This window comes from Niabella insulisoli (assembly GCF_039652435.2).
GTDB lineage: Bacteria > Bacteroidota > Bacteroidia > Chitinophagales > Chitinophagaceae > Niabella > Niabella insulamsoli.
Genome location: NZ_CP190246.1, coordinates 2565913 through 2589100, shown reverse-complemented (window position 1 = coordinate 2589100; position 23188 = coordinate 2565913). Strand labels below are relative to the sequence as shown.

General features: G+C 44.5%; 10 protein-coding genes. 7 read left to right on the top strand and 3 right to left on the bottom strand.

Annotated elements, in window-relative coordinates:
* Positions 1 to 72 precede the first annotated feature (72 nt).
* The gene (locus ABDK00_RS10690; RefSeq protein WP_346239195.1) at positions 73 to 1764 is read left to right on the top strand and encodes a RagB/SusD family nutrient uptake outer membrane protein; all 1692 of its coding nucleotides are present in this window, start codon (positions 73 to 75) and stop codon (positions 1762 to 1764) included.
* 79 nt (positions 1765 to 1843) lie between these two features.
* On the opposite strand, the gene ABDK00_RS10685 is transcribed toward ABDK00_RS10690, so the two are convergent.
* Positions 1844 to 5911: a two-component regulator propeller domain-containing protein gene (locus ABDK00_RS10685; RefSeq protein WP_346239194.1), complete on the bottom strand. Its 4068-nt coding sequence runs from the start codon at positions 5909 to 5911 to the stop codon at positions 1844 to 1846.
* Between the two features lie 309 nt (positions 5912 to 6220).
* Here ABDK00_RS10685 and ABDK00_RS10680 point away from each other — a divergent pair, with 309 nt between their 5' ends.
* The 4 genes from ABDK00_RS10680 (at position 6221) to ABDK00_RS10665 (ending at position 15093) form a co-directional block, all read left to right on the top strand.
* Positions 6221 to 7666 (top strand): alpha-L-fucosidase, encoded by a 1446-nt coding sequence (locus ABDK00_RS10680; protein WP_346239193.1) that lies wholly within the window; start codon positions 6221 to 6223, stop codon positions 7664 to 7666.
* A 27-nt stretch (positions 7667 to 7693) separates the two neighbouring features.
* Positions 7694 to 9721, top strand: a complete 2028-nt coding sequence (locus ABDK00_RS10675; protein WP_346239192.1) for a glycoside hydrolase family 2 protein — start codon at positions 7694 to 7696, stop codon at positions 9719 to 9721.
* Positions 9722 to 9943: 222 nt separating this feature from the next.
* Entirely contained in the window at positions 9944 to 13129 is a 3186-nt protein-coding gene (locus tag ABDK00_RS10670; RefSeq protein ID WP_346239191.1) for a TonB-dependent receptor, read from the top strand.
* A gap of 167 nt (positions 13130 to 13296) precedes the next feature.
* Positions 13297 to 15093 carry a RagB/SusD family nutrient uptake outer membrane protein gene (locus tag ABDK00_RS10665; protein ID WP_346239190.1) on the top strand — a complete coding sequence of 599 codons (1797 nt, stop codon included), beginning with the start codon at positions 13297 to 13299 and terminating at the stop codon, positions 15091 to 15093.
* A gap of 148 nt (positions 15094 to 15241) precedes the next feature.
* Here ABDK00_RS10665 and ABDK00_RS10660 read toward each other — a convergent pair whose 3' ends face one another.
* Positions 15242 to 21514, bottom strand: coding sequence for an alpha-2-macroglobulin family protein (locus ABDK00_RS10660; RefSeq protein WP_346239189.1), 6273 nt, complete (start codon positions 21512 to 21514; stop codon positions 15242 to 15244).
* 138 nt (positions 21515 to 21652) lie between these two features.
* On the opposite strand from ABDK00_RS10660, the gene ABDK00_RS10655 reads away from it, so the two are divergent.
* Entirely contained in the window at positions 21653 to 22159 is a 507-nt protein-coding gene (locus tag ABDK00_RS10655; protein ID WP_346239188.1) for a hypothetical protein, read from the top strand.
* A 9-nt stretch (positions 22160 to 22168) separates the two neighbouring features.
* Positions 22169 to 22504 carry a phosphodiester glycosidase family protein gene (locus ABDK00_RS10650; protein WP_346239187.1) on the top strand — a complete coding sequence of 112 codons (336 nt, stop codon included), beginning with the start codon at positions 22169 to 22171 and terminating at the stop codon, positions 22502 to 22504.
* A gap of 26 nt (positions 22505 to 22530) precedes the next feature.
* Here the strand turns inward: ABDK00_RS10650 and ABDK00_RS10645 are convergent, their stop codons facing one another.
* Positions 22531 to 23187 (bottom strand): CoA transferase subunit B, encoded by a 657-nt coding sequence (locus ABDK00_RS10645; protein ID WP_346239186.1) that lies wholly within the window; start codon positions 23185 to 23187, stop codon positions 22531 to 22533.
* Position 23188: the final 1 nt, after the last annotated feature.

Genomic DNA, 23188 nt, shown 5'->3' with positions numbered 1-23188 from the left:
TAGTTATCAAAAGAATCGATTAGGCAAGGTGATATAAACAAATTCATGTTGCAAAAAATAAAAAACAAACAGATGAAAAAGTCTAAAATATTTTTACTGAGTTTAGTAGTAGCATGTCTTGGCATGGCTTCCTGTACAAAACTCGATGAAGAGCTTTTCAGCCAGCTTCCGGCCGAAGGGTATTACACGGATGAAAATGCCATCACACGTGCGTTGGTCCGCATTTATGAACATGGCCACTGGTGCGGGTGGGACGGCGATCGCTGGCTGCTACAGGAGCTTACTGCCGATCAGTTTGTATGGACCCAAAAAGGAAGGCACGGCTATGATGACGGGCAGTGGGTGCGCTTACACGGCCACAACTGGGAAGTGAGACAAGGGCAAATAAATGGTTCATGGGTGGGCCCTTATCAGGGGATTATGCAAACGCTCGTGATCGGAAATGATATACAGAATGTGGATTTTGCGAGCATTGGCTTAACAGAGGCGGATAAAACACGTTTCCTTTCCGAAACTCGTGTGTTAAGAGCATGGTTTTATCTTTTCTTATTGGATTTCTTCCGCAAAGTACCAATTATCGAAAATCCCGGCGAATCAAAGCCACAGTCAGAACCCCAGGAAGTATTCGCTTATATCGAGAAGGAATTAACAGAAGCCATTCCGAACCTGCCAAAAAATGCATCGGTAGGCCGGTGGGATCAGGCGGGCGCTGCTGCGCTGCTGGTAAGGCTGTATCTCAATGCTGAAAAATGGATTGGCACTCCCAAATATACCGAATGCGCCACTTGGGCGCAGGACATCATCGACGGTAAATATGGAAACTACTCGATCGATCCCGATTATCGCGGCCCTTTCCGTTCGGGTGTGGCAGGCTATCGTTCTCCTGAAAACATTTTTGAATTTCCTCACAAATTAGATCTGTATAATTTCGGATGGATGTACAATGCGCATCAGCATTATGCCATGAGAGATGCATTGGATAACGATTGGGGTTCCTGGAACGGCATCCATATGACACCTTCCAGAGATCTGGATGGTAATTTGTATGACTTTAAACTGGGTAAGCCCTATGAGAAGTATGCCGCTACCGACAAAAGAAAGCAAAGTTTCCGTACCACGTCTGCCTCGGGTGACTATGAAGGCTTTTTCATCATTGGCCAATTGTATCGCTATGATGCCCTGAGAGGTTATGGCTACGACAGCACCAGGATGATTAATGGTTCAGAAGAGTATAGTGGCAAGCCGCTTAAATTTGTGGATCAGGTAGGGCGTTTTTCCGAAAAGCCTGGTGGCAGATGGTCTGAAGGGTCTCATGTTACGACCGGAGAGGAAAATTCCGGGGTAAGATTGCTCAAGTTTCCGTGGCTGCAACGCACTGCTGGTTTATTCATGGCAAATTCAGCACCCGAGATCAGGTTGGCGGAAATATATTATGCACTCGCCGAATGTAAATACAGAGCAGGGGATAAACCTGGCGCCGCCACTTTAATAGATGCTGTGAAAAAACGTAACTTCTCGGCTGCTGATTGGCCCGCACAAAGCTACGCAGCCAATATCGCTAAACTTACCGACGATGAATTTGTGGATGAATTGGGCCGTGAGTTCATCGGCGAGCGTCATCGCCGTCCTGATCTGATCAGATGGAACAGGTTTGGCGAAGCCTGGTGGGATAAGGCAGCAGATGCGGGTGATAAAACCGTGTTCCCGATTCCTCAACAAGCTATCGATGCGAACCCGGAATTTATCAAACCAAATGGATATTAATAATTGACGGAATCATTGATCGTAAAGCCTGCAACTTCAAATTGCAGGCTTTATTTATAGCGCGTGAATTTTGTAATACTCAGGAAGGATTTTGGCGCGCAGAGCGGCTATAGGTGCTGGGCGTAACGCCAAACTGCTTCTTAAATTCGCGGCTAAAATATTTCGAATCGTAGAAGCCAACCATCAGGCTAATTTCTGAAACATGGTATTGTTGGCTTTCCAGCAACTGTGCCGCCCGTTTCAATCGAATCGTTTTGATGAATTCGTTTACAGACATATCCGCCACCGCCCGCAGCTTTTTATAAAGCACGCTTTGGCTCATTGCAATTTTTGACGCGAGGGCTTCAACCCCAAATTCGGGCTCATCCACGTGCGCTTCAATAGTGGCGATCAGTTTTTCCAGAAATTCTTTTTCAGCAAATTCAACCACGGTGTTCGACGGGCTCACCGTAAACTCATTGGTGAATTTAGAACGCATTTTTTCGCGTGCCGCTAATAGGTTTTTTACACTTAAAGCCAGCACCTTCGTGCTAAAGGGTTTCGTTAAATAAATATCCGCGCCTGTTCCCAGTCCTTCAATATGATCGCCCTGCGTACTTTTTGCAGTTAATAAAATAACAGGAATATGACTGCTGCGTACATCATTTTTTAGTTTGTTGCACAGCGTAAAGCCGTCCATTTCAGGCATCATCACATCGCTGATAATAATATCCGGAATAGAAGTGGTCGCCGCTTCCCAGCCTTCAACGCCGTTTTTACACAGCATTACGTGGTAGCCCAACTGCGTTAGCGTGTCGTTTAATAGATCTCTTAGTGACGCCATATCTTCAACAACCAGCACCTGGTATTGAGACGCTATTTCCTGCTCCACCTTTGAAAGCCCGGCAATCGGAGACGCTGGGCGTGGCGGTGGCTGTCTCCATTGCGTCGCCATTTTTTCGGTGACCATCTGGCCTGGGCTAAAATGATCCTTGCCTTTTAACAGCGTGATGGTAAATCGCGTGTATCCTTCACTGATATTCGTGGCCGGCGTGCTTTTTACCGTAAGGCTGCCGCTATGCAGCGTTACAATCGATTTGGAAAGGGCCAAACCAATGCCATATCCCGAATTTTGGCTGTCTTCAGCCTGAAAGAAATTGGTAAACAACTTGTCGATGTTGTGAGGCTCAATGCCTTTGCCATTATCAGTGATATGAATCATCACTTTTTCTTTTTTGTCTTCCACAGCCATGTTTACCATGCCCCCGTCGGGTGTAAACTTATAAGCATTCATCAATAAATTATAAACGACCTTGGCCATTTGTTCCCCATCGAAGTATAATGAAATATCGTTTTCTGTATGGGCGAAGCCGCTTTGAATATTTCGCTCTAGCGATAAATCTTCAAAGGTTTCGAATACCGTGTTGAGAAAGCTCACCAGATTATATTTTCCAACATGAAGCGTAAGGCTGTTGGTTTCCGCTTTTCTAAAATCCATAAGCTCGGTTACCAAATGCAAAAGCCTTTCCGTATTATTTTTTAAATGAGCCACCTGCCGCATCAGTCCCGGGTTTTCTTTGTGGTCGCGTTCCATACCTTCAACCGGCGCCTGGATCAGCGTTAAATGCGTTCTGATCTCGTGCGATATATTGGTGAAAAAATTCAGTTTTAATTCATGCAATTCGTGATCGCGTGCCAGCAAGGCGCGCAGATAAAAGAAACGAACAATAAAAAAGATAATGAGAAGGGCGGCCGCCGCATACAATAAATAGGCCCACCAGGTTTGCCAAATTGGAGGCAAAATTACAATATTGAGTGGCCGTGCATTGCTCCAGATGCCGTCGTTGTTGGCGCCTCTAATCAAAAGTTTATAACTGCCCGGGGCCAGGTTGGTAAATGTAGCCACAGGTGTTTTACTTTTAATCCAGTCCTGGTGTATGCCATCAATTTTATAAGCATATATATTTTTGTTTGATTTGATAAAATTGAGTAGTGCGAAGCTGATCGAAAAAGTATTTTGACCATATTTCAATCGAATTTGATGTACGTAGTTGATATCGGTTTTTAAAGCATCGGGTGCGTCTTGTTTTCTGATATTGGAGTTCAAAACCCTAAGGCCGGTAAACACCAGCGGCGCTGCCGTTTGGTTTTCTTTTATCTTGTCTGGAAAAAATGAGATGAGCCCGGAAGTGCCGCCAAAAAACATTTCTCCGTTGTTGTTTTTATAAAAGGCATTGTAATTAAACTCGTTGCCCGGAAGTCCGTCACTTTTTGTATAAACTTTAATGGATTGCGTGGCCGGGTGATACTTCACCAAACCATTTCCTGTGCTTATCCAAATGTTTTGTTGATGGTCTTCTAAAATGCCTACAACATTCTGGTTGGGCAGTTCCATATTTTCGACAGGAAACACCGCCTTTTGATCCGGGTGATAGCGAGCCAGTCCACCGTAATAAAGGCCTAGCCAAATGGTGCCTTTGCTGTCTTTATAAAGGCAATTAATATTTTTGTTCCCATTCCTGATTGCTATTTCTTCAACCTTTCTTCTCTCTTTATCAAAAAGAAAAAGCCCGTTTAAAGTGCCTATAAAAATATGTTGCTCAGCTTCTTTTAATAGAGCGCTGATATTTTTCTGATCGAAGAAATTTAAGGCATGTTGAAAATGCGCCGGCTGAAGCTGCGTTCCCTGCCGTTCAAAGGCAAACAAACCGGTATGCGCGCCAATCCAGATCAAACCATCGTCGTCTTCCGTAAGAGCGACAACTTCTGAATGCCGGTTCTTTAAAAAAGGAAGCGTGGGCAACACCTGACGGAATTTCGTCTCGCCAGCATACATCACATTGATTGCTCCGCCATGCGTTCCCACCCACACATTTTGCTGGCGGTCGATGAAAATTTTTTTTACCAGGTTTGAAGATAATAAACCTGATCCCCGCAAGTCGGAGGAATACCTTGAAATTTCTCCCGTTGCGCGGTTTAGATAATTTAAACCGCCGCCTTCGGTGCCGATCCACAGGTTGTTTTTCACGTCAACAGCGATCGAGCCGATAATATTACTGCTGATCCTGGGGTATCGATAGGTGTCAAATACCATTGGGGCGACCAACTGGTCATTGTAAACCATATTAACACCGCCATAAAAAGTTCCGATCCAGATCGATCCCCGGTCATCCGTAAAAAGGCTATGGAGTGAATTTTGGCTGAGGCTCCGAGGGTCGTTGACATCAAATCTGTGGGTGGTAAACCGTTTGGTCGCTTTGTCCATAACGGATAAACCATCAAGAGTGGCAATCCATAAATCGCCTTTTCTGTTTTCAGTAATGGCCCGGACGTTATTGTTGCCCAGCGACAGCGGATTGCCTGGTTGATTGTTATAATGCGTAAACGTCGCGGAAGCCGGGTTATAAAGGTTAAGGCCGTTCAACGTCCCCAACCATAAATTTTTTTCGCTGTCTTCATAAAAAGCAGTGACCACTTCATCGCTTAATGAAGAAGGGTCGCTTTTTACTGACCTGAAGATGGTTTTTGACCTTCGGTCTTTCTTTACGCAAACAACCTTTTTTTGCAACGCAATCCACATATTTTTTTGTGAATCGATAAAAACCGTGCGGATATTTTGGTTTTCTGCTTCAGTTAGCAAACCCAGTGCTGAAGCGCTTACCGATTTTCCCGTTTTGTGATCAATTCTGAATAAACCTCTTTTGCTGGCCACCCATACAAAATTTTTATCGCCGGGCACAATAGCGCTGATAATGGCATTTGGAATGGTGGGTGAAAGTGGAAACCGGCGAAAATGATCTTTCAATGGATTGTAAAGGTTGAGGCCGCGCTCGGTGCCTACCCAAAGCCCGCTGTTTTTATCATAGCAGATCGCATTGATATAATTATCGGAAATAGAATTTGGATCGTCTTTCTCGTGGATGAAGGTCTTGACCTGGTATCCGTCATACCTGTTAAGGCCGTGGCGGGTGCCCAGCCAAATGAAACCCTGCGCATCCTGGCCGATTGCCAGCACCGTATTTTGCGAAAGGCCCTGTTCGCTGGTGAGTTGATTAAAAATCGGCTTTTGCGCGGCGACACAAGTACACCAAGTAATAAAAAAAACTACCACCAGGCAGCGATAAACACAAATTAATTTTTTTTGCCAGATGTTTATTTTCACCTTCACTTGCAGCAAATTAATGGATTTTCTACCTTTTTAGAAAGGATTTTCACCCCCGGCAGTTGATAATAATTGTACTATTGTTGTACACAAATCGGAGTTGAATTATCGAGTAACACGGTGTTCAAAATCGCGTGATTCAGACCTCCGCTTTGAAAGTCGATTCTATGGCTTGTCCCGGTTTGGAAATACAACGGTTTGGGATAATATATAATATGATCTGGTTGTCGGTATTTTTCGGAAAGTTTGACGATTGAGTGAATTCCTTTGGCTGCCCATAGCAGCATCTAAAATTAAAACAAAAAAAATAGACAGATGAGAAAACTGTTCCTTTGGATTTTAATTGGTATGAGTGTTGCTGCTACGGCCCAGGTTCCGCCAGCGGCGCCGCATCGTAGTTCCATTTATCTTAAATATGGTACGCATCGTCTCGGGCAGCGGCAGGATGCCATGATGGAACGCTGGCGGAATTATGGGTTAGGACAGTTTATTCACTGGGGTGTTTATGCGCTTACCGGCGGCCATTGGAATGGAAAAATCTATCCGGGCGCTGCAGAATGGATCCGTTCCTGGAAAGAAATGCCCAAGGATGCCTATGATAATTTGTATAAGGAATTTAATCCTTCCCAATTTGACGCTAAAGCCTGGGCGCGGCAGGCAAAGGAAATGGGCGCCCGGTACGTCATCTTTACCACCAAACATCATGACGGTTTTTGCATGTGGCCCAGCAAATACACGAATTATACCATAGCAGCCACCTCTTATAAAAAGGATATTGTAAAAGAAGTAGTCGAAGCATATACCAACGAAGGCATCGACGTGTACCTGTATTTTTCTGTGATCGACTGGAATCATCCGGGTTATCGGGTTTCCCTCAAGACTGCGGAAGATAAAAAGGAATACGAATCGTTTAAAACATTTACGGCCAATCAGCTTAAAGAATTGCTCACTTTATATCCGCAAACAAAGGGATTATGGTTTGATGGTACCTGGGATGCGGCATGGGTTCAGCAAGCCGGTTTTGCCGATTCACTGGAAAAGGAGCTCAGGGCGATGATCCCCGGGCTGATCATTGGCAGCCGCTTTAGGGCAGATGAATATGGACGCCGCCATTTTGATACAAACGGCGATTTGATGGGTGATTACGAGCAAGGTTGGGAGCGTAAACTTCCCAACACTATTGAAGATGTGCACGGCAACGACTGGGATTGCGTAATGACGATACCAGAAAACCAATGGGGTTATCATTCCAAGTGGTTGGGCCACGTGAAAACGAGCACGGAGCTGATAGAAATGATGGTGCGGTCGGTGTCGCTCGCCGGGAACTTTGTGCTCAATTTCGGGCCGGATGGCAAAGGCCTTATTCGCCCCGAAGAAACCAGGCTCGCAAAAGAAATCGGGCAATGGATGAAAGTCAATGCTGCTGCTATTTATGATGCAACTTACGCAGGTTTCGAAAAGCCAGAGTGGGGTTATATTACTAAAAACAGGAATGCCGAAAAATATTATCTCGTTGTTTTCAATTCCCCGGTAAAAGGGGCCATCAATCTAAAATTGCCGGCAGGCAAAGGCATTAGCAAATTGTATGATTTAGATAATAATTCGAACAGTTATACACCCGAAGAGGTTCATAAAAGTAGTTCCGGCAGCGAATTTTATATTCATTTGAAAAGCCAGCCGGCCACACCTAAAGTTATCGTTTTAGAGTTGTCTGATAACGAAGGCAAGTCGGGCGTGCAGTACGAAAAAGCCAAAACATAGTAGTAGTAGTTCGTTTTAAATTTTACCATGAGAAAAAAGGTCTTATTATTTGCAGCAAATTTTATTTGCTTAGGAGGGTTATTTGCCCAAAACAGCAGGGTGGTGGAGCCGTTCAACAGCGGTTGGCAATTCACGAAAGATACGGTAAACGGTCGGTGGGAGCCCGTAACATTGCCGCATACTTATAATGCCACTGATATGCAGCTGGATAAAGATTTCTATACTGGAGATGGGTTTTATAAAACTGATTTTTCAGTAACAAAAGCAATGGAGGGAAAGCGCTTGTATCTTAGGTTTGGCGGCGTAGGCCAGGTGGCTACCGTATACGTGAATGGAAAGTTCCTGACCCAACATAAAGGCGGGTACGCAGCCTTCTCCTTTGAAATAACAAATGTTGTAAAACAAGGAACTGCGAATCAAATTCTAATAAAAACAAATAACAAAGCCGTTCCTGATATTATTCCTGTCAATCATTTTCTGTTTCCCATTTACGGAGGTATTTACCGGCCGGCAGCGTTAATCGTTACTTCGCCGGTTAATATTGCAGTGACGGATTATGCATCGCCCGGTGTTCAGATCATTCAAAAACAAGTCGATGCGGAAAGCGCCGAAGTTGAAGTAAAAGTAAAACTGGAGAACCGGCGCATCTGCCATCAGCAGTTGACTGTGAAAACTGCGATTGCTGATGCGCATGGAAAAATAGTGTCGGAAACTCAAAAAGATATCACTGTCAGTCCGCAAGGCGTCACTTACGTTGATGAAAATATAACGCTTCAAAATCCGCATTTATGGAACGGTGTCAAAGATCCTTATTTATACCAATTAACGGTATCGCTGTGGCAGGGTGACAAAGAAATTGATAAAGTAGCACAACCGCTGGGGTTGAAGAAGATTGAATTGGTAGCAGGGAAGGGCGTGTTTTTAAACGGCGAAAAATATAATATGTATGGCGTCACCCGCCATCAGGACCGCTGGCAGTATGGAAACGCGCTATCGCCTGAGCAAGAAAAAGAAGATATGCTGTTGATCAAAGAAATGGGCGCCACAACTATCCGGTTGGCACATTATCAGCAGTCAGAGCATATTTATTCCCTGGCCGATTCGTTGGGTTTTTTGATTTGGGCAGAAATTCCCTTTGTGAATAAGGTGACGCTGCAGGAGTCAGAAAATGCCAAACAGCAAATGATTGAATTGGTGCGCCAAAACAGGAATCATCCTTCGATTTATATATGGGGCATGCACAACGAAGTATATACGAAAACAAAGGATGACTTTGTGCCGGTGCTAACGAGGCAGCTCAATGATATAGCTAAAACCAATGATCCGTATCGTCCCACGGTTTCTGTAAACGGATATGGAACGATGGAGCGCGGCGAAAACCTGGCGGGCGATGTGCAGGGAATGAATCGCTACTATGGATGGTATGAAGGCGGCATCAAAGACCTGGATCCCTGGGCCACCGAGCTGCAGGCAAAATATCCTGATTATAAAGTGATGTTGACAGAATATGGGGCGGATGGAAACATCGATCAGAGTTCAGAATTTTTACCGGAAACAAAAAGTATAGACCCTGTCAACGGACAGTTTTCTCCTGAAAATTATCAAACCGAAACCCATATTCAGCAATGGGCCATTATTCAGAAACATCCCTATTTACTGGCATCTTATCTGTGGAATATGTTCGAATTTTCCACACCTTACTGGAACAGGGGTGGCTTGAAGGCCCGCAATTTAAAGGGATTGGTCACGTTCGATCGAAAAAGGAAGAAAGACGCTTTTTACTGGTATAAGGCCAACTGGAATCCAGAACCGATGATCTATATCGCCAACCGGCGGGATAGTGTCCGCACGCAGGCGCAAACGACTGTTCAGGTATTTGCCAACGTAAAACCCATGCTCAAAATAAACGGAAAGCCGATAAAGGGCCATACCGGGGTAAACAGCTGTCATTGGTTGTTTGATGTCAAGCTTAAAAAAGGGAAAAATAAAATAGAGGCATTTTCTCAAAATAAGAAAATGCAGCATCACGACGCGATAGTTTGGATACTGAAATAGCGAGCGGCGCTTTTTATGGGCGGCGTTAGCGAAAACGGGTGGACAAATGCCTTAAAAAGGGGTTTGTCTACCATATTAAATCGGATTGTCTCCCTTGATTTTTTAGATTCTATAGACCTTTCGGCATTGTTTAAACGATTGCCGCGTAAGGATGGTGGGATTAGCAATTGCCGGAAATCTCGAATCATTATTCTTCACGTAGGAAAAAAACCAAATTTTAATATGAGTAACTGTAAGCAGCAGTCACCTCCTAAAAGGAGGCCTATTTGGCAGCAAGGATTAGCCATTTTCCTTTGCCTGCTTGTTTTGAATTTAAATCCTGTTTTGGCGAAAGCCCAGCCTCCCGCCGCCATTACGGTTTCAGGGACTGTAACTGATACCGTTGGTTCTGTTCCCATGTCGGGCGTTACGGTCACGGAAAAGGGGACCAATAATGCTACAGTGACGGCTGCCGACGGCGCGTTTCAGATCACCGTAAAAGACGAAGCAGCGGTATTGCTGTTTTCATATGTTGGATACCGGCCGCGCGAGATAACAGTTGGTACGCAATCCATCCTGACTGTGCAATTAGTGGCGACCAGCTCACAGATGGATGAGGTAATTGTGGTCGGCTTTGGTACACAAAAAAAGCAATACCTCACAGGTAGTATCACTCAAATTGATGCTAAAGTTTTGGAAAACCGCCCGGTAAACAATATTGGGCAGGCTCTGCAAGGCGTGGCGCCGAATTTGAATGTTTCGATTAGCAGCGGTGCACCAAATACGATGCCGTCGATAAATATTCGTGGTGGCACCTCGTTTTCCAAAAACTCAAGCGGCAATATGGTGGTGCAAAACGGCAGTCCGTATATACTTGTCGATGGCGTTGAAATGGACATTAACTTGTTAAACCCAGACGACATTCAATCCATATCGGTTTTGAGCGACGCCGCTTCTTCGGCAATCTATGGAGCCAGGGGCGCCTACGGTGTTGTGCTCGTAACGACCAAAAAAGGTAAGCGTGGCGAAAGGGCGAATCTTAGCTATTCCAATATGTTTCAGTGGAACCGGCCAAGCGGTATCCCCGACCTGCTCAGCGCTATTGAAATACAGCAGGCGGCCGTGGATGCATTTGCCCTGATCGGGCAGGGAGTTCCGCCCGAACAGCAGGCGCTCCTGGATAGTATCATCGCTTATGAGAACGATCCGGTGGGTAGAAATCCCTACTACATGGATGGAAATTTAATCAGGTGGGTCGCCAATATTAATCCCTATGAACTGGCGGTTAAAGATTGGTCGCCTTCGCAAAAGCACAATTTAAGTTTATCCGGTGGGTCAGGAAAAACTACTTATTACGCCTCCGCAGGCTATTTCGGTCAGGAAGGCATGTATCGTCTCAACACCGACAAGTTTAAGCGTTACAATTTCATGTTGAACACGTCAACCACCGTTTCAGACTGGTTTAAGGTAGACCTGAAAACAAATTATAACCGCTCCGTTTACACACAGCCGGTGAACCCGGCAGGTAAAGGTGGTTGGTGGATTGCGCTTGCGCAGGAACCCGGCCGCAATGTCAATATGCCGTTGCGAACGCCTGCTAATGCACCTGTTCCTAACGCTTACACGGACAATATTCTATCCTTCATGGACTATTATTCTTTGGATAAGGATGACAAAGATGCGCTACTACTCACTGTGTCTCCCACGTTCACACCCGTTAAAAATTGGAATATTAAAGCTGATTTTTCTTATCGTTCTGAAAACTATAAAACAAAGACGCTGGTTCCTTATATGGAACGGATCAATACGAACTGGAACACCTTTGCCACAGAATACACAAATCCAAGCTCGATTTATAAAAGTGTGACAGATGTGAATCATTTTGTCACCAATATTTATTCTGATTATAGTTTAAAACTAACCGATCATAATCTGTACGGATTGGTAGGCTATAACCAGGAACTAAATCAAACCAATAATCTGTGGGATAGTAAAACAAATCTTATTACCGCTGATGTACCAACGATCGGCCAGGCAACCGGTCAGTTAACCGGTGGTGACTCAGAACGGGAATGGGCAGTAAAAGGTGTTTTTTACCGCGTTACGTATGATTATAAAGGCAAATACTTACTGGGTTCAAATGGCCGCTACGATGGAAGCTCCCGGTTTGCAACCGAAAGCCGATTCAAAATGTTCCCGACCGTTTCAGCGGGTTGGTTGATTTCTAAAGAGAAATTTTTTGAGCCGTTAAAAAGCGTAGTGAGCGATCTTAAATTCAGAGGCAGCTATGGTAGTTTGGGCAATCAAAATGTAAATACAGACTTGTGGTTGCGTTTGTATGGAACCACGGCGCAGGTGAATTATTTATTTGGAGGTATTCGGCCGTTGGGTATCAATCCGCCATCTTTGATCGATCCTAATTTGACATGGGAAACAGCTACTACACTCGATTTAGGCTTCGATGCCACTTTGTTTAAGCGATTAAACATTAATTTCTCCTGGTATGATAGAAAGACTACCAATATCCTCGTCGATGGAGAAAAATTTCCTGCTGTTTTGGGAGCGGCCTCGCCTACAACAAATTCTGGTATTTTAGATACGAAGGGATTTGACTTTCAGGCTAACTATAAAAACACAACCAGGGGCGGCCTGAACTATGATATTACGGCCACTTTGTCTAACTATAAAACCGTTGTCGTAAGCTTTAAAAATAATCCAAATAAATTATTGAGCACATTATACGACGGCCAGGTGGTGGGTGATATTTGGGGTTATGACACTTATGGTATTTTCCAGGATGAAGATGAAATTGCCAACGCGCCCTTGCACACCGGGAGCCGCGCGCCGCACTCCGGAATTATTTACCCGGGAGATATTCGGTTCAAAGATTTGGATGGGAATGATTCGATATATGCAGGCACCACCGTGCTCAATCCGGGTGATCTGAAGGTTTTGGGTAATACAACACCTAAATACGCATTTAGCCTGAATACATTTTTAAGCTGGAGGGCTTTCGACTGTAATATTTTTATTCAGGGGATTGGTAAGCGCGATTATTATATCGGTGACAGACTGTACTGGGGAATTATTAATGGCGGCGGTGGCACGCGGGAAGTGTATAGCGATAGTTGGACGCCTGACAACAGAAATGCAGAATTTCCTGCTTACCGCAACAGGTCTTCTAATGTGACCACGCAAAGCAGGTTTTTACAAAATGCGGCCTATGCAAGATTGAAAAATCTTTCCCTTGGCTACACGCTGCCGGCTGCTATTGCGAAAAAAGTCGCGATGCAAAAACTTCGCGTCAGCGCCTCTGCTTATAATATTCTTACCATTTCAAGTGTGCCGAAATATTATGATCCTGAAGTGCTTTCGCCAAATTATCCGATGTTGAAATCGGTTGCCGTAGGGATTCAGGCAACATTCTAAACCGATATAGCAAGGCATGATATAATATAAATGCTAAGATGGTAGCGATTTTTAAAAATAGGAATAAAATGAGCTGACAAAGCAACACAACCATTTCGATGATCATTTTTTAAAGCCTTGTTTGTCTGAGCAGGCATGTGAAAAAATGAAATAATAAAAACAAAGACATGAAACAATTCAATACAATAAAATTACTGGCCGCGTTGCTTCTTTTGATTGGCGCTGCGGGCTGTACAAAAGACGAATTTACAACCCGGCTGCCTCTGGATCGCCTGGGCGATGATAATTTATGGAACACGGAAAGCGATTTGCAATTATATAACAATGCCATTTACCCGCTTTATATCCGCGGGTTTGGTACCGGCTTTGCCGACGGCAACCTGCAGCCCTGGGGCGTGAATTCCGCGAAAATCGTTTACGGCGATATTATCACCGACAATCTCGTGCCTGTGAGCTTTTCACCTGTGGCGGCTAACACTTATACAGTGCCTACAGCCAGCGGATCAGGTGGCTGGAATTTCGCTAATATTCGCCGTCTGAATATTTTTCTCGATAATTATAATAAGGCCAACGTAACAGACGAAGTAAAAAAGCTTTATCTGGCAGAAGTGTATTTTTTCAAGGCAATGGACTATTTTGAAAAAGTAAAACTCTTTGGCGACGTACCCTGGATTAATAAAGAGCTCAATACAAATTCGCCTGAGTTGTTAGCGCCGCGAACCCCCCGCGCTGTGGTGATGGATTCAGTGATGACCATTCTTGATAAAGCTATCGAATGGTTACCCGCCAAAGGAGCGCAGCAAAGTGGACGTATCAACCGGAATGTGGCTTTACATTTGAAAGCTCAGATCGGATTGCACGAAGGCACTTTTAGAAAATATCATGGGCTCACTGGCGGCGAAGCATTTTTGAAGGCTGCAGCAAACGCCTGCGAACGTTTGATGGGAGAGGGGTACAGCCTATATAAATACCCGGGTGTTTCGGATCCTTACAATCAAATATTTGCCCAATACAGCTACGCAAACAATCCGGAAATTATCCTTTGGTATCAATACTCAGCTGACTTGCAATTAGGCGCAGCCTTCAGCAGATATTTTACGCAAAACCTGCGGCACCAAAGTGGTTTTTCACGAAACTTAGTTGATGAATATTTGTGTATTGATGGGAAACCCATTAGTACAAGCCCACTATTTAATCTGGCAAATAGGGGCTTGATAACCAAGGAATTTGAAAACCGCGATCCAAGGCTTTCTCAAACCATCGCGCAATATGGAACTTACCAGTTGGCGTCTTCAGGTATTATGGGTTCGAATAATGCTCCGAAACCTAATATTCCGGGCCTGTCAGGCAATAAATGTCCTACCGGGTACAGGATGGCGAAATGGTTTATCAATGATCCGGCCGATTGGAATAGGGTTACTAACGGCATGCAGGCCGTACCGGTATATCGCTATGCAGAAACACTTTTAATTTATGCCGAAGCCAAGGCTGAGCTAAATGAATGCACACAGCAGGTTTTGGATCAAACGATAAATGCTATAAGAAGCAGGGTCGATATGCCACCGCTGACTTTAGCTGACATTCCCGCTGACCCCGAGCTGGACGCGGCCTATGCCACCTATTGTGATTACACGCCATCGCCTTTATTGAGAGAAATCAGAAGGGAACGGCGTATTGAAATGGCAGCCGAAGATGTGCGCTGGGACGATCTGATGCGCTGGAAGGCTGGTAAATTTTTGAACATACCGGTGCTGGGAATGAAATTCGTTCAGTCCGAGTATCCTACGTTAACGCCGGGAACTAATATTTACTTGAATGAAGATGGCTTCATCGAGCCTTATCAAAGAACGTTACCCGGACGTAACAGGGTGTTCGATGATCGCCAATACCTTTTCCCAATTCCATTGGAGGATCTGGTTTTGAATCCCAATCTGGATCAAAACCCTGGTTGGCCGAGCAAATAAAATGGTTGGTTTTTAAGAGAAGAAGGAGGCCGTCTCAAATCGTTGAGGCGGTTTTTTTATGCTGAAAATCCTGCTTCCGAACGGACAACAAAAAAGCTGTCTCACAAATATGAGGCAGCCGTTTTTGATTTTATTGAGGTTTCACGGTTTATCTTTCAATCGTCACTCTCACGCCTTCGCTGTGGCTGCTGAATTCCGGTGCATACATGCATTGAACAGACGTGATGCCGTTGCTGAAATTTCCCGGCAGCTGCGCGAAAAGTTCATACTCAAAAACATAAGTCCCCTTGCGAAGATGATCAAAAAAGAAATTGGTGCTGGCATCTTTTGTGCTTTCATAATATCCAAGCCCTCCCTGCCATTTATAAGCGCTCAATACATTGGTGGGTTCAAAAGAAGAGGCCCTCATATCCTTCATATGGACATACTCCATGTCCCGATCAACCCGAAGTTCGATCCGCACTTTTATTTTATCGCCAACTTTTATTTTATCGCCTTCCTGAACCGGTTTTAATACAGGGCCATAATCCGTATTATTTTCAACAAACAACTTTTTATTCAATTGTAAAGGTGTTGCGGCAGTTTTTATTTGATCCAGGTTCTCAAAATATTGCCAGTACACGCCACCCCAGGTAGGCAGCGAGCCGGCATTTTGTTGAACGGTTACGGAAATGTTACCCATTCCGGGCCGCACTTTATTGCCGGGAATTGTTGTTTTAAAATAGCCTGTACCGGTTTCCTCTTTTTGATCGTTTGAATGGATTACAGTCCCGCCCAGATCGATGCTTACCTGAGGATTTTTATCCAGCCAGTCCGAACCACGGAGCAGCAGCGCATAAACGGCTTCTGCAGTAGCTTTGGTGCTTTCCCAGTTATTGGTTTGCTTGTTTTTCAACAGCCATGTTCTTAAGTCATCCGCGGTTTTGCTGTCACTGCCTGCTTCTTCAAATGCTTCAATGATCAACGACTGGCGTTCAATCGGGGCCTCATACCACCACCAGCCGCGCTGCTGGTCTTTATAGTACATGCCGAGATCTTCGTGATAAATAGCTGTTTCCTTTAACGACTTCAATACTGCATTTGCTACCGCGGGTTCCTTAGCCCGGTAGGTATACAGGGCAATCATAGCCTGCATGTATTTATTTTGATGCGTCCAGGTTTTTTTTGAACGTTCTCTAAAATAAGTCACCGCCTTTTGGGATGCAGCTGCAATTTTGTTTGCCGGGAAAAAGCTCCGCATGTATAGATATTGCACCACATAATGTGATGGAATGTATTTCTCTAGATCAGCTTTCTGTCGGATCAGGTTGTTATATTCTTCTTCAATTTTCTGATCCAGATAGGGTAGCGCGGCCTGCACAATGCGGTTTAAATTAGCATCCTGCAAACCCTCTACGGCCTTTAGGTTTTTGAGGTGGCCAATTCCTGTTAAGATATATTGTGTCATATACCGATTGTCGAGCCCGCCTTTAAACCATACGAAGCCACCATTGGGGCTTTGTAATTGTCTTAGTTTTTCATAAGCTTTGTTCATTTCGCCGCTCATACGCATCAGATCGAACAGCACGCCGATATTTTTCTTTTGCTGACTTTCATTTTTGGCAGCCAAAACCCAGGGCGTCTCTTCCAGCAGAATCGATTTGAGTTCTTCATTTTTTTGAAGATTGCTTTGTAAGGCCACTGTATCTGCCGTACGCCATTGTTCAAAAACCTCCCTGATTCGAGGCTTGCTATTTGCAAGGCTTGTTGCCAATGCGTTTGCATAATATTTATTCCAGGTTTGCTCGGCGCATTCATAAGGATATTGCATCATATAAGGCAAAGCCTGAACGGCATACCAAGCAGGGTTTGAGCTGTACTCCACAGTTAACGACTGCGTCGTCAGGGTTTCGCTTTCACTGCTGTTGAGCAGATTGGTAAGGCTGAAATTTTTTGTGCCGTTACCACGCATCTGAAGGGGGAGCGTTTCGGTGACCAACATACGGTTGGTAAGCACCGGCAATGTATTTTGTTCACCATCGGAAAGGCTTGCATCTTTGGTTTTAGCGACAATGCGCCAGGTTAAAGCTTTATTAAACTGGTAAGGCACTTCTATCGGAAACTGAATCGCCTGGCTTTGTCCGGCGGGGATGGTGAAGTATTGTTGCGGTATATTATTTTTGAACCAACCATCCATAGGCTCATCTGTTGCGGCGTCAAACAACTGCAATGTGGCCAGCCCGGTTATTTCTTTATCAGAAAGATTTACGACTTTACTGCTGAATTCCATGCGGTCGCCTTCGCGCAAAAAGCGGGGTGGGTTGGGCTGCACCATCAGGTCTTTTTGGGTAATGACTTCCTTACTGCTGTAGCCAAAGGCCAGATCTTTGGTATGGGCAAGCGCCTGAAACTTCCATGTGGTAAGCGCTTCCGGAATGGTGAATGAAAAAGAGATGTTGCCGGCTTTGTCTGTTCTCAAATCCGGGAAGAAGAAAGCGGTTTCATTGAAGTTGGTTCTTACCGGTGAAGCGGGGTTATTGGTTTGGGTGATCAATTCATCGGCCTCGTTTTCTTGAAATCGGGAGGTGCTCGCTGGTATTGATGCTGCCGCAGCGGTTAACATAACAGTTTTTTTTGTTACGTAACCCCTTACAACAACCTCATCCATAGCGCCATTAGTCAACTCTTCTAAAACCAGTTGCCGGCCATATTCTCTAAATGAACTCTTTACGAATAATTGATCATAATTTTTATCAAACCTTTTTTGCTCCCGTAAAACTTTGTCATGTATAAGTGAATTTTCACTCGTAAATGAAGTATGAGTATTCCACTGCGTCTGGTTAAAATAACTCCGCCATAAGGAAGGCTGTCTCCATCGATGTGGATAGAACTGATCTAGAGAGGCGTCATACATGCCGGCTAACAATTCGGCTGCTACTTTTTCCTTTTGGTAGCCACGGATTTGCACCGTCCATTTTTCTTCCGATCCGGGAAGGGTTTTATCCCTGAAACTTTCGTAACTGATATCCAGCTCTTTGTTGGTCCATGGAACATGGATCGTAGCGTTGTATTGAAACACCCGGTTATGCCTGACAAAAACATAGCTGGCGCCGTATCCACCGCGATCTGCCTCGGTAGCTGAAAAATCGAAAGTTTCCTTCTGGTTATCTAAATGGTGAAAGTTGTAGGTGCTTGTCTCTTTATCGATTTTTTCAATGAGGAAAACGTCCTTCGCTGAAGTACTTATATGAAGTTTTGTTTTTTCGCCCGGCGCTATTGTTTGCGGGTCTGTTACGGATAGGTATTGCGGAAAAGCGGGTTTCGGCTGTCGGGGCTGGAAAAGTTCGACGAATTGAACGTCTTTAATTTCATTACCTTCTTTGTCCCTGGTGGTGACTTCAATTTCGTAAAAGCCAGGCGGTAAGGTTTTTCTTTCTAAATTGATGAAGCCTGTTGAGTCTGTAGCTGAATTTTGTTGAAGCACCGTTTGTCCTTTCTTCCAGGTTTTCGGATCATCTTCATCATCGTAAATATCATTAGGGAAATATTGAATATAGTCGTTTTTGGCCAGCACAAACTGGTCGGGCTTTTCCCAGTATCTTGAGCGCAATAATCTTTGTTCCGGGTATAATGATGAGATGCTGATTTGGACAGTCGCCTCTTGAAAAACACCGGCCATGTTTTCGGTTCTTACAGATAATTGATCAAGACTGTCAGCTGCTAATTTATCAGCTACGTTGACTTTCAGTAAAAGCGATTTGTAGCCGGCGGAAATTAGCTTTTCGCTGCTTCTCGTTTCTCCGTTTAAATCAGTAACGTCGGCGTACATTTTATAGTCAAAAACGGGGTCGGACTTTTCACTCAGTTTTAGATCGGGGATGGCATTGAATGTAATTTCAAACCGTCCTTCGGCATCCGTATTGAGCGATCCATGCGCAATTTCCATCGGCGTCGACCGGGGCATATACCAGCGGCTGAAAAGCCAGGGATAAGGAAACCGGGCTTCACGCACGACGCGGTATTTTACCTGGGCTCCACTAATCAAATTTCCTGCATAAGCTTTGGCAAAGCCTGTTATTTTGATGCTGTCATTTAGTTTGAAGCTTTCTTTTACAGGTTCAAAATCAACATAAAATTTTGGACGCTTATATTCTTCTACGCGGAGGACAGCGCTGCCTTCATCTTCTGAGGTTTCGATAATATAAGTTCCGTTGAGTCCGCCAGGAGGTATTTGAAACGTTCCTGAAAAAGAACCATATTCGTTGGCTGTTACTTTTTGTTCCGCTACAATTTGCTGGTTAGCGCCCAGCAGCGAAAGTGTAGTTGCATAGCCGCTGTGCACATTCGATTTGCGTCCATCATTTTGTCGTTCAACAGCAATGCCCTTAAAGAAAATCGTTTGCCCCGGCCTGTAAATGCTCCTATCTGTAAAAAGAAAAACTTGTGATTGGATTGCTTTGTCCACCGGGTTGTTGTTGCCGTTATAATAATACATGCCTGCATCGTCATCGATAAAAAGGTGGTCGTTATTATGGGTTATTTCAAAAAAAAGCGACAGGTTATTCCGCTTGCTTTGAAGCGCGGCCAACGTTTTTATTTGTGCGTAACCATTTTTATCAGTGGTGATCTGTTCCAGCTTATTCTTTTTGTATGTAGAAGTTTTGTAGTCGTAGATGCGGTTCCAAACCTGTACCTGCGCGTGCTTTAAAGGTTGGCCTGTATTTCTGTGTAACGTAAAAAGATGGCTATTGTCGTTGATATAGCTTAGGTTAGAAATGTAGGTGCGGCAGATGCCCAATATATTTTCATTCAGGCTAAAATCTTTTCTTGAGGATGCCAGTATATAATAGCTTCCTGCTGGCAACGCGTCGACTTTAATTTCAACGCTGTGGCTTTGCAGGTCGGTGTTGGGTGGCATCTTCTGTTCCCATGTTCGAAGCGCCCGCTGTTCGGTGATCCAGTGCCAGTTTTGGTTGTTCTGGTGTATGTTGCGCATTCGGTTTTTTATCTCTTCAGTAGCTGCGATCACTCTTAGATAAATCGTATCGATATTTCGAAAGTCCACGAGCATACGAAAAGGTTGTTCCGGAAGATTGACCTGTTCTAACTGGAAATTAAGACTTGGCCTTAGCAGTTGTTGGCGAAGATTGTAGGCATTTATTTTGCCTTCGCTGTCCTCTTTCTGCTTTAAAATATTTGCTGCGATTTCGAGGGCTTTTGCAAGTTCATAGCGATGGATCGTGTCGCCTTTTGCATTGTATTGACGGCCCCGCGCTTCATGAATGGTAGCTGTCAAATATTCAGCCTGCGCCGTGGCGGCCCTGCTTCCGTATCGGGCAATAATTTGCTGCAACGCTGTATAATATAAAAGTTCCTTTTTTTCAAATTCCTGATAGCTATTTACCTTGTTATTGTTTTTAGTGGTAATGCGTATCACGCCGGCTGCGCCTTGTATACCATAAATCGCAGTCGCTTCGGCTCCTTTTAAAATGTCCAGGTGTTCGATCATTTCGGGTGCTATTGAGGCTGCATTTATATTCGACACTTTGCCGTCCACGATGACAAGTGGCCCGACGCCGGTCACATTGTCCTCTATTTTTGAATATACAAATTGAAGCCTTTCCAGGTCTACATCGATCAATGCTTCCGGCGTTTTATCTTGTAAATGAAACCGTATTAAATCCTGAAATATCGTCAGCGCTTTATGATGAAGCGATAATGAGTCAGCGGTAGGAAAGGAAATGTCAACGAATTTTTCTGCAGCCGCAAACGCTTCCGGGTCATTTATTGCAAAACGATATGCGGGTTTTGTAATATCGCGTTCGTCATTTTTAAAATAGCCAAGCGCGCGATGTGCTAAAAGATCATATAAAGTAGGCCTAAGCTGACGCGCGTTGCCTTTGGTTATTAATGCATCGTAGTCGGATAGCCGCGCTTTTTGCAATAGCTTTTTGTTTTGCAGCGATGCGAGATAAAGCGTACTAATTTTCTTGTGGAAATCGTCAATGGTCCAGGTCGCCGGATCTGCCTTTTCAAACCCGGTGGTATTAGTTCTTTTGTAAAGTTTATACCTGTTGTTTGCAAAGTACTGATGATATAAACCTGCAAGATAGCTTTGCAATAATGCCGTGACCGGATCCTCATGCCCGTTTATTTCCTGCTCAATCTCTGCGATACTGCTTAGCAGGTTTTCTTCCCGAGTTTCGGCCTGAAGCTGCGTCATGTAAATCACCGCTTTTACAATTTGAGCCTGTTGACGCTCAGCCTTGGCTTTACTGTATAGGACTTTCACTTCTTTAAGCGCTGTAGCAGGCAACCCTTCGTTTACGGCTTTCTCAATCTTTTTCCAACTGCTGTCATAATTTTTTACCTGGGCGTTTGACTTCATTCCGGATATGAATAAAATGATGGCTAATGCAATTAATATTTTCGGGGTTTTCATCTTTCGTACTTTTTTATTTCTATTTTAGCCTATTACAAAGTGCTGATCATAGGATCATGATGCAGAACGGGGTAAAACTACATAAAGAAAAAGGCCTTTTTAAAAATAAGCATAAGCGCTCCTTCTAAAAATAATTGGATGAAAAATATTTTATTTACGATCGCGTTTATTTTGTTTACAACAGTGTCGTTCGGACAGTATTATGATTCGGTCAGTTTTGTAAGCGCAGCGTGGCGCTCCCAAAAGATAGGGAAAAAGGCAAAACTCTATCAATTTCATTTCAATCACAAAAACCTGTTCAGGGCTGATGAGCATATCAGTTATATAAAAATACAACCGGGGCGTGTGAATGAATTTGACGTGGCGGCCGAACGCAAAGAGCTCCGCACGGTAAGTGATTTCAGCCAGGCTAAAAGGGCAATCGCTGCTGTCAACGGCAATTTCTTCGATGTTAAAAATGGAGGCGCTGTCGATTTTACAAAAGTGGATCATGAAGTGGTTAACGAAAACAAGGTGGGAACATCAGGGCAGCTGGGTGTGCATCAGAAGGCAGCTATTGTGGTCGACGATGGCGTGGTGGCGATAAAAAAATGGGATGGATCGACTAACTGGCCTCAGTCGCTTCAGGAGGCGGATGTAATGTGAAATGGCCCTTTGCTTATTTTCGAAGGGGAGGATGCATCTCTTGATAGCAGTAACTTTAATATAACGCGGCATCCGCGAACCTGCGTGGGCCTAACCAAAAAAGGGGCCGTCATCATGTTGGTCGCCGATGGCCGTAACGCTAATGCAGAGGGGATGAGTTTGTTTGAACTTACAAAAATCATGCGTTGGCTGGGTTGTGTGAGTGCGATCAATTTTGATGGCGGCGGGTCTTCTACGTTGTGGACGGCTAAGGAAGGCGTTGTCAATTATCCAACCGATAACCGCAACTGGGATCATGAAGGTGAGCGGAAGGTGGCGAACATTTTATATTTTAAAAGGAGATAATACAACCTAATATCCGCCTTTCCTTTTTATAAGTCCATTTCCGGAATGTCGCCTCTTACAATAAGTTTTCCCGCCGTGGCTTTTTGAATGGCTTCCACCGTTACGCCGGGAGCACGCTCGAGCAATATAAAACCTTCGTCGCTGACATCCAAAACTGCCAGGTCCGTCACTATTTTTTTGACGCAGGCCACGCCTGTTAATGGTAAGCTGCAGGCCGGCAATAGTTTGGACTGACCGTCTTTGCTGGTGTGCTGCATGGCCACAATGATGTTTTGGGCAGACGCCACCAAATCCATAGCGCCTCCCATGCCTTTTACCATTTTACCCGGAATTTTCCAGCTCGCAATATCTCCCTTGTCGCTTACTTCGAAAGCGCCCAAAATCGTCAGGTCTACATGGCCGCCCCGAATCATAGCAAAGCTCGTAGCCGAATCAAAAAAAACACCGCCCTGAGATAAGGTCACTGTCTGTTTTCCCGCGTTGATTAAATCAGGGTCGGCGTGGCCTTTTTCAGGGAATGGCCCCATGCCGAGCATTCCGTTTTCCGATTGTAACACTACTTCAACCCCTTCGGGAATATAATTCGCGACCAGCGTGGGAATACCGATACCCAGGTTCACATAGTAGCCGTCTTTGAGTTCCTTTGCAATGCGTTGTGCAATTTGTTCTTTTGATAAAGCCATG

Coding starts and splice junctions, on each gene's coding strand:
- ABDK00_RS10690 (WP_346239195.1), top strand. CDS start 73: ATGAAAAAGTCTAAAATATTTTTACTGAGTTTAGTAGTAGCATGTCTT.
- ABDK00_RS10680 (WP_346239193.1), top strand. CDS start 6,221: ATGAGAAAACTGTTCCTTTGGATTTTAATTGGTATGAGTGTTGCTGCT.
- ABDK00_RS10675 (WP_346239192.1), top strand. CDS start 7,694: ATGAGAAAAAAGGTCTTATTATTTGCAGCAAATTTTATTTGCTTAGGA.
- ABDK00_RS10670 (WP_346239191.1), top strand. CDS start 9,944: ATGAGTAACTGTAAGCAGCAGTCACCTCCTAAAAGGAGGCCTATTTGG.
- ABDK00_RS10665 (WP_346239190.1), top strand. CDS start 13,297: ATGAAACAATTCAATACAATAAAATTACTGGCCGCGTTGCTTCTTTTG.
- ABDK00_RS10660 (WP_346239189.1), bottom strand. CDS start 21,514: ATGAAAACCCCGAAAATATTAATTGCATTAGCCATCATTTTATTCATA.
- ABDK00_RS10655 (WP_346239188.1), top strand. CDS start 21,653: ATGAAAAATATTTTATTTACGATCGCGTTTATTTTGTTTACAACAGTG.
- ABDK00_RS10645 (WP_346239186.1), bottom strand. CDS start 23,187: ATGGCTTTATCAAAAGAACAAATTGCACAACGCATTGCAAAGGAACTC.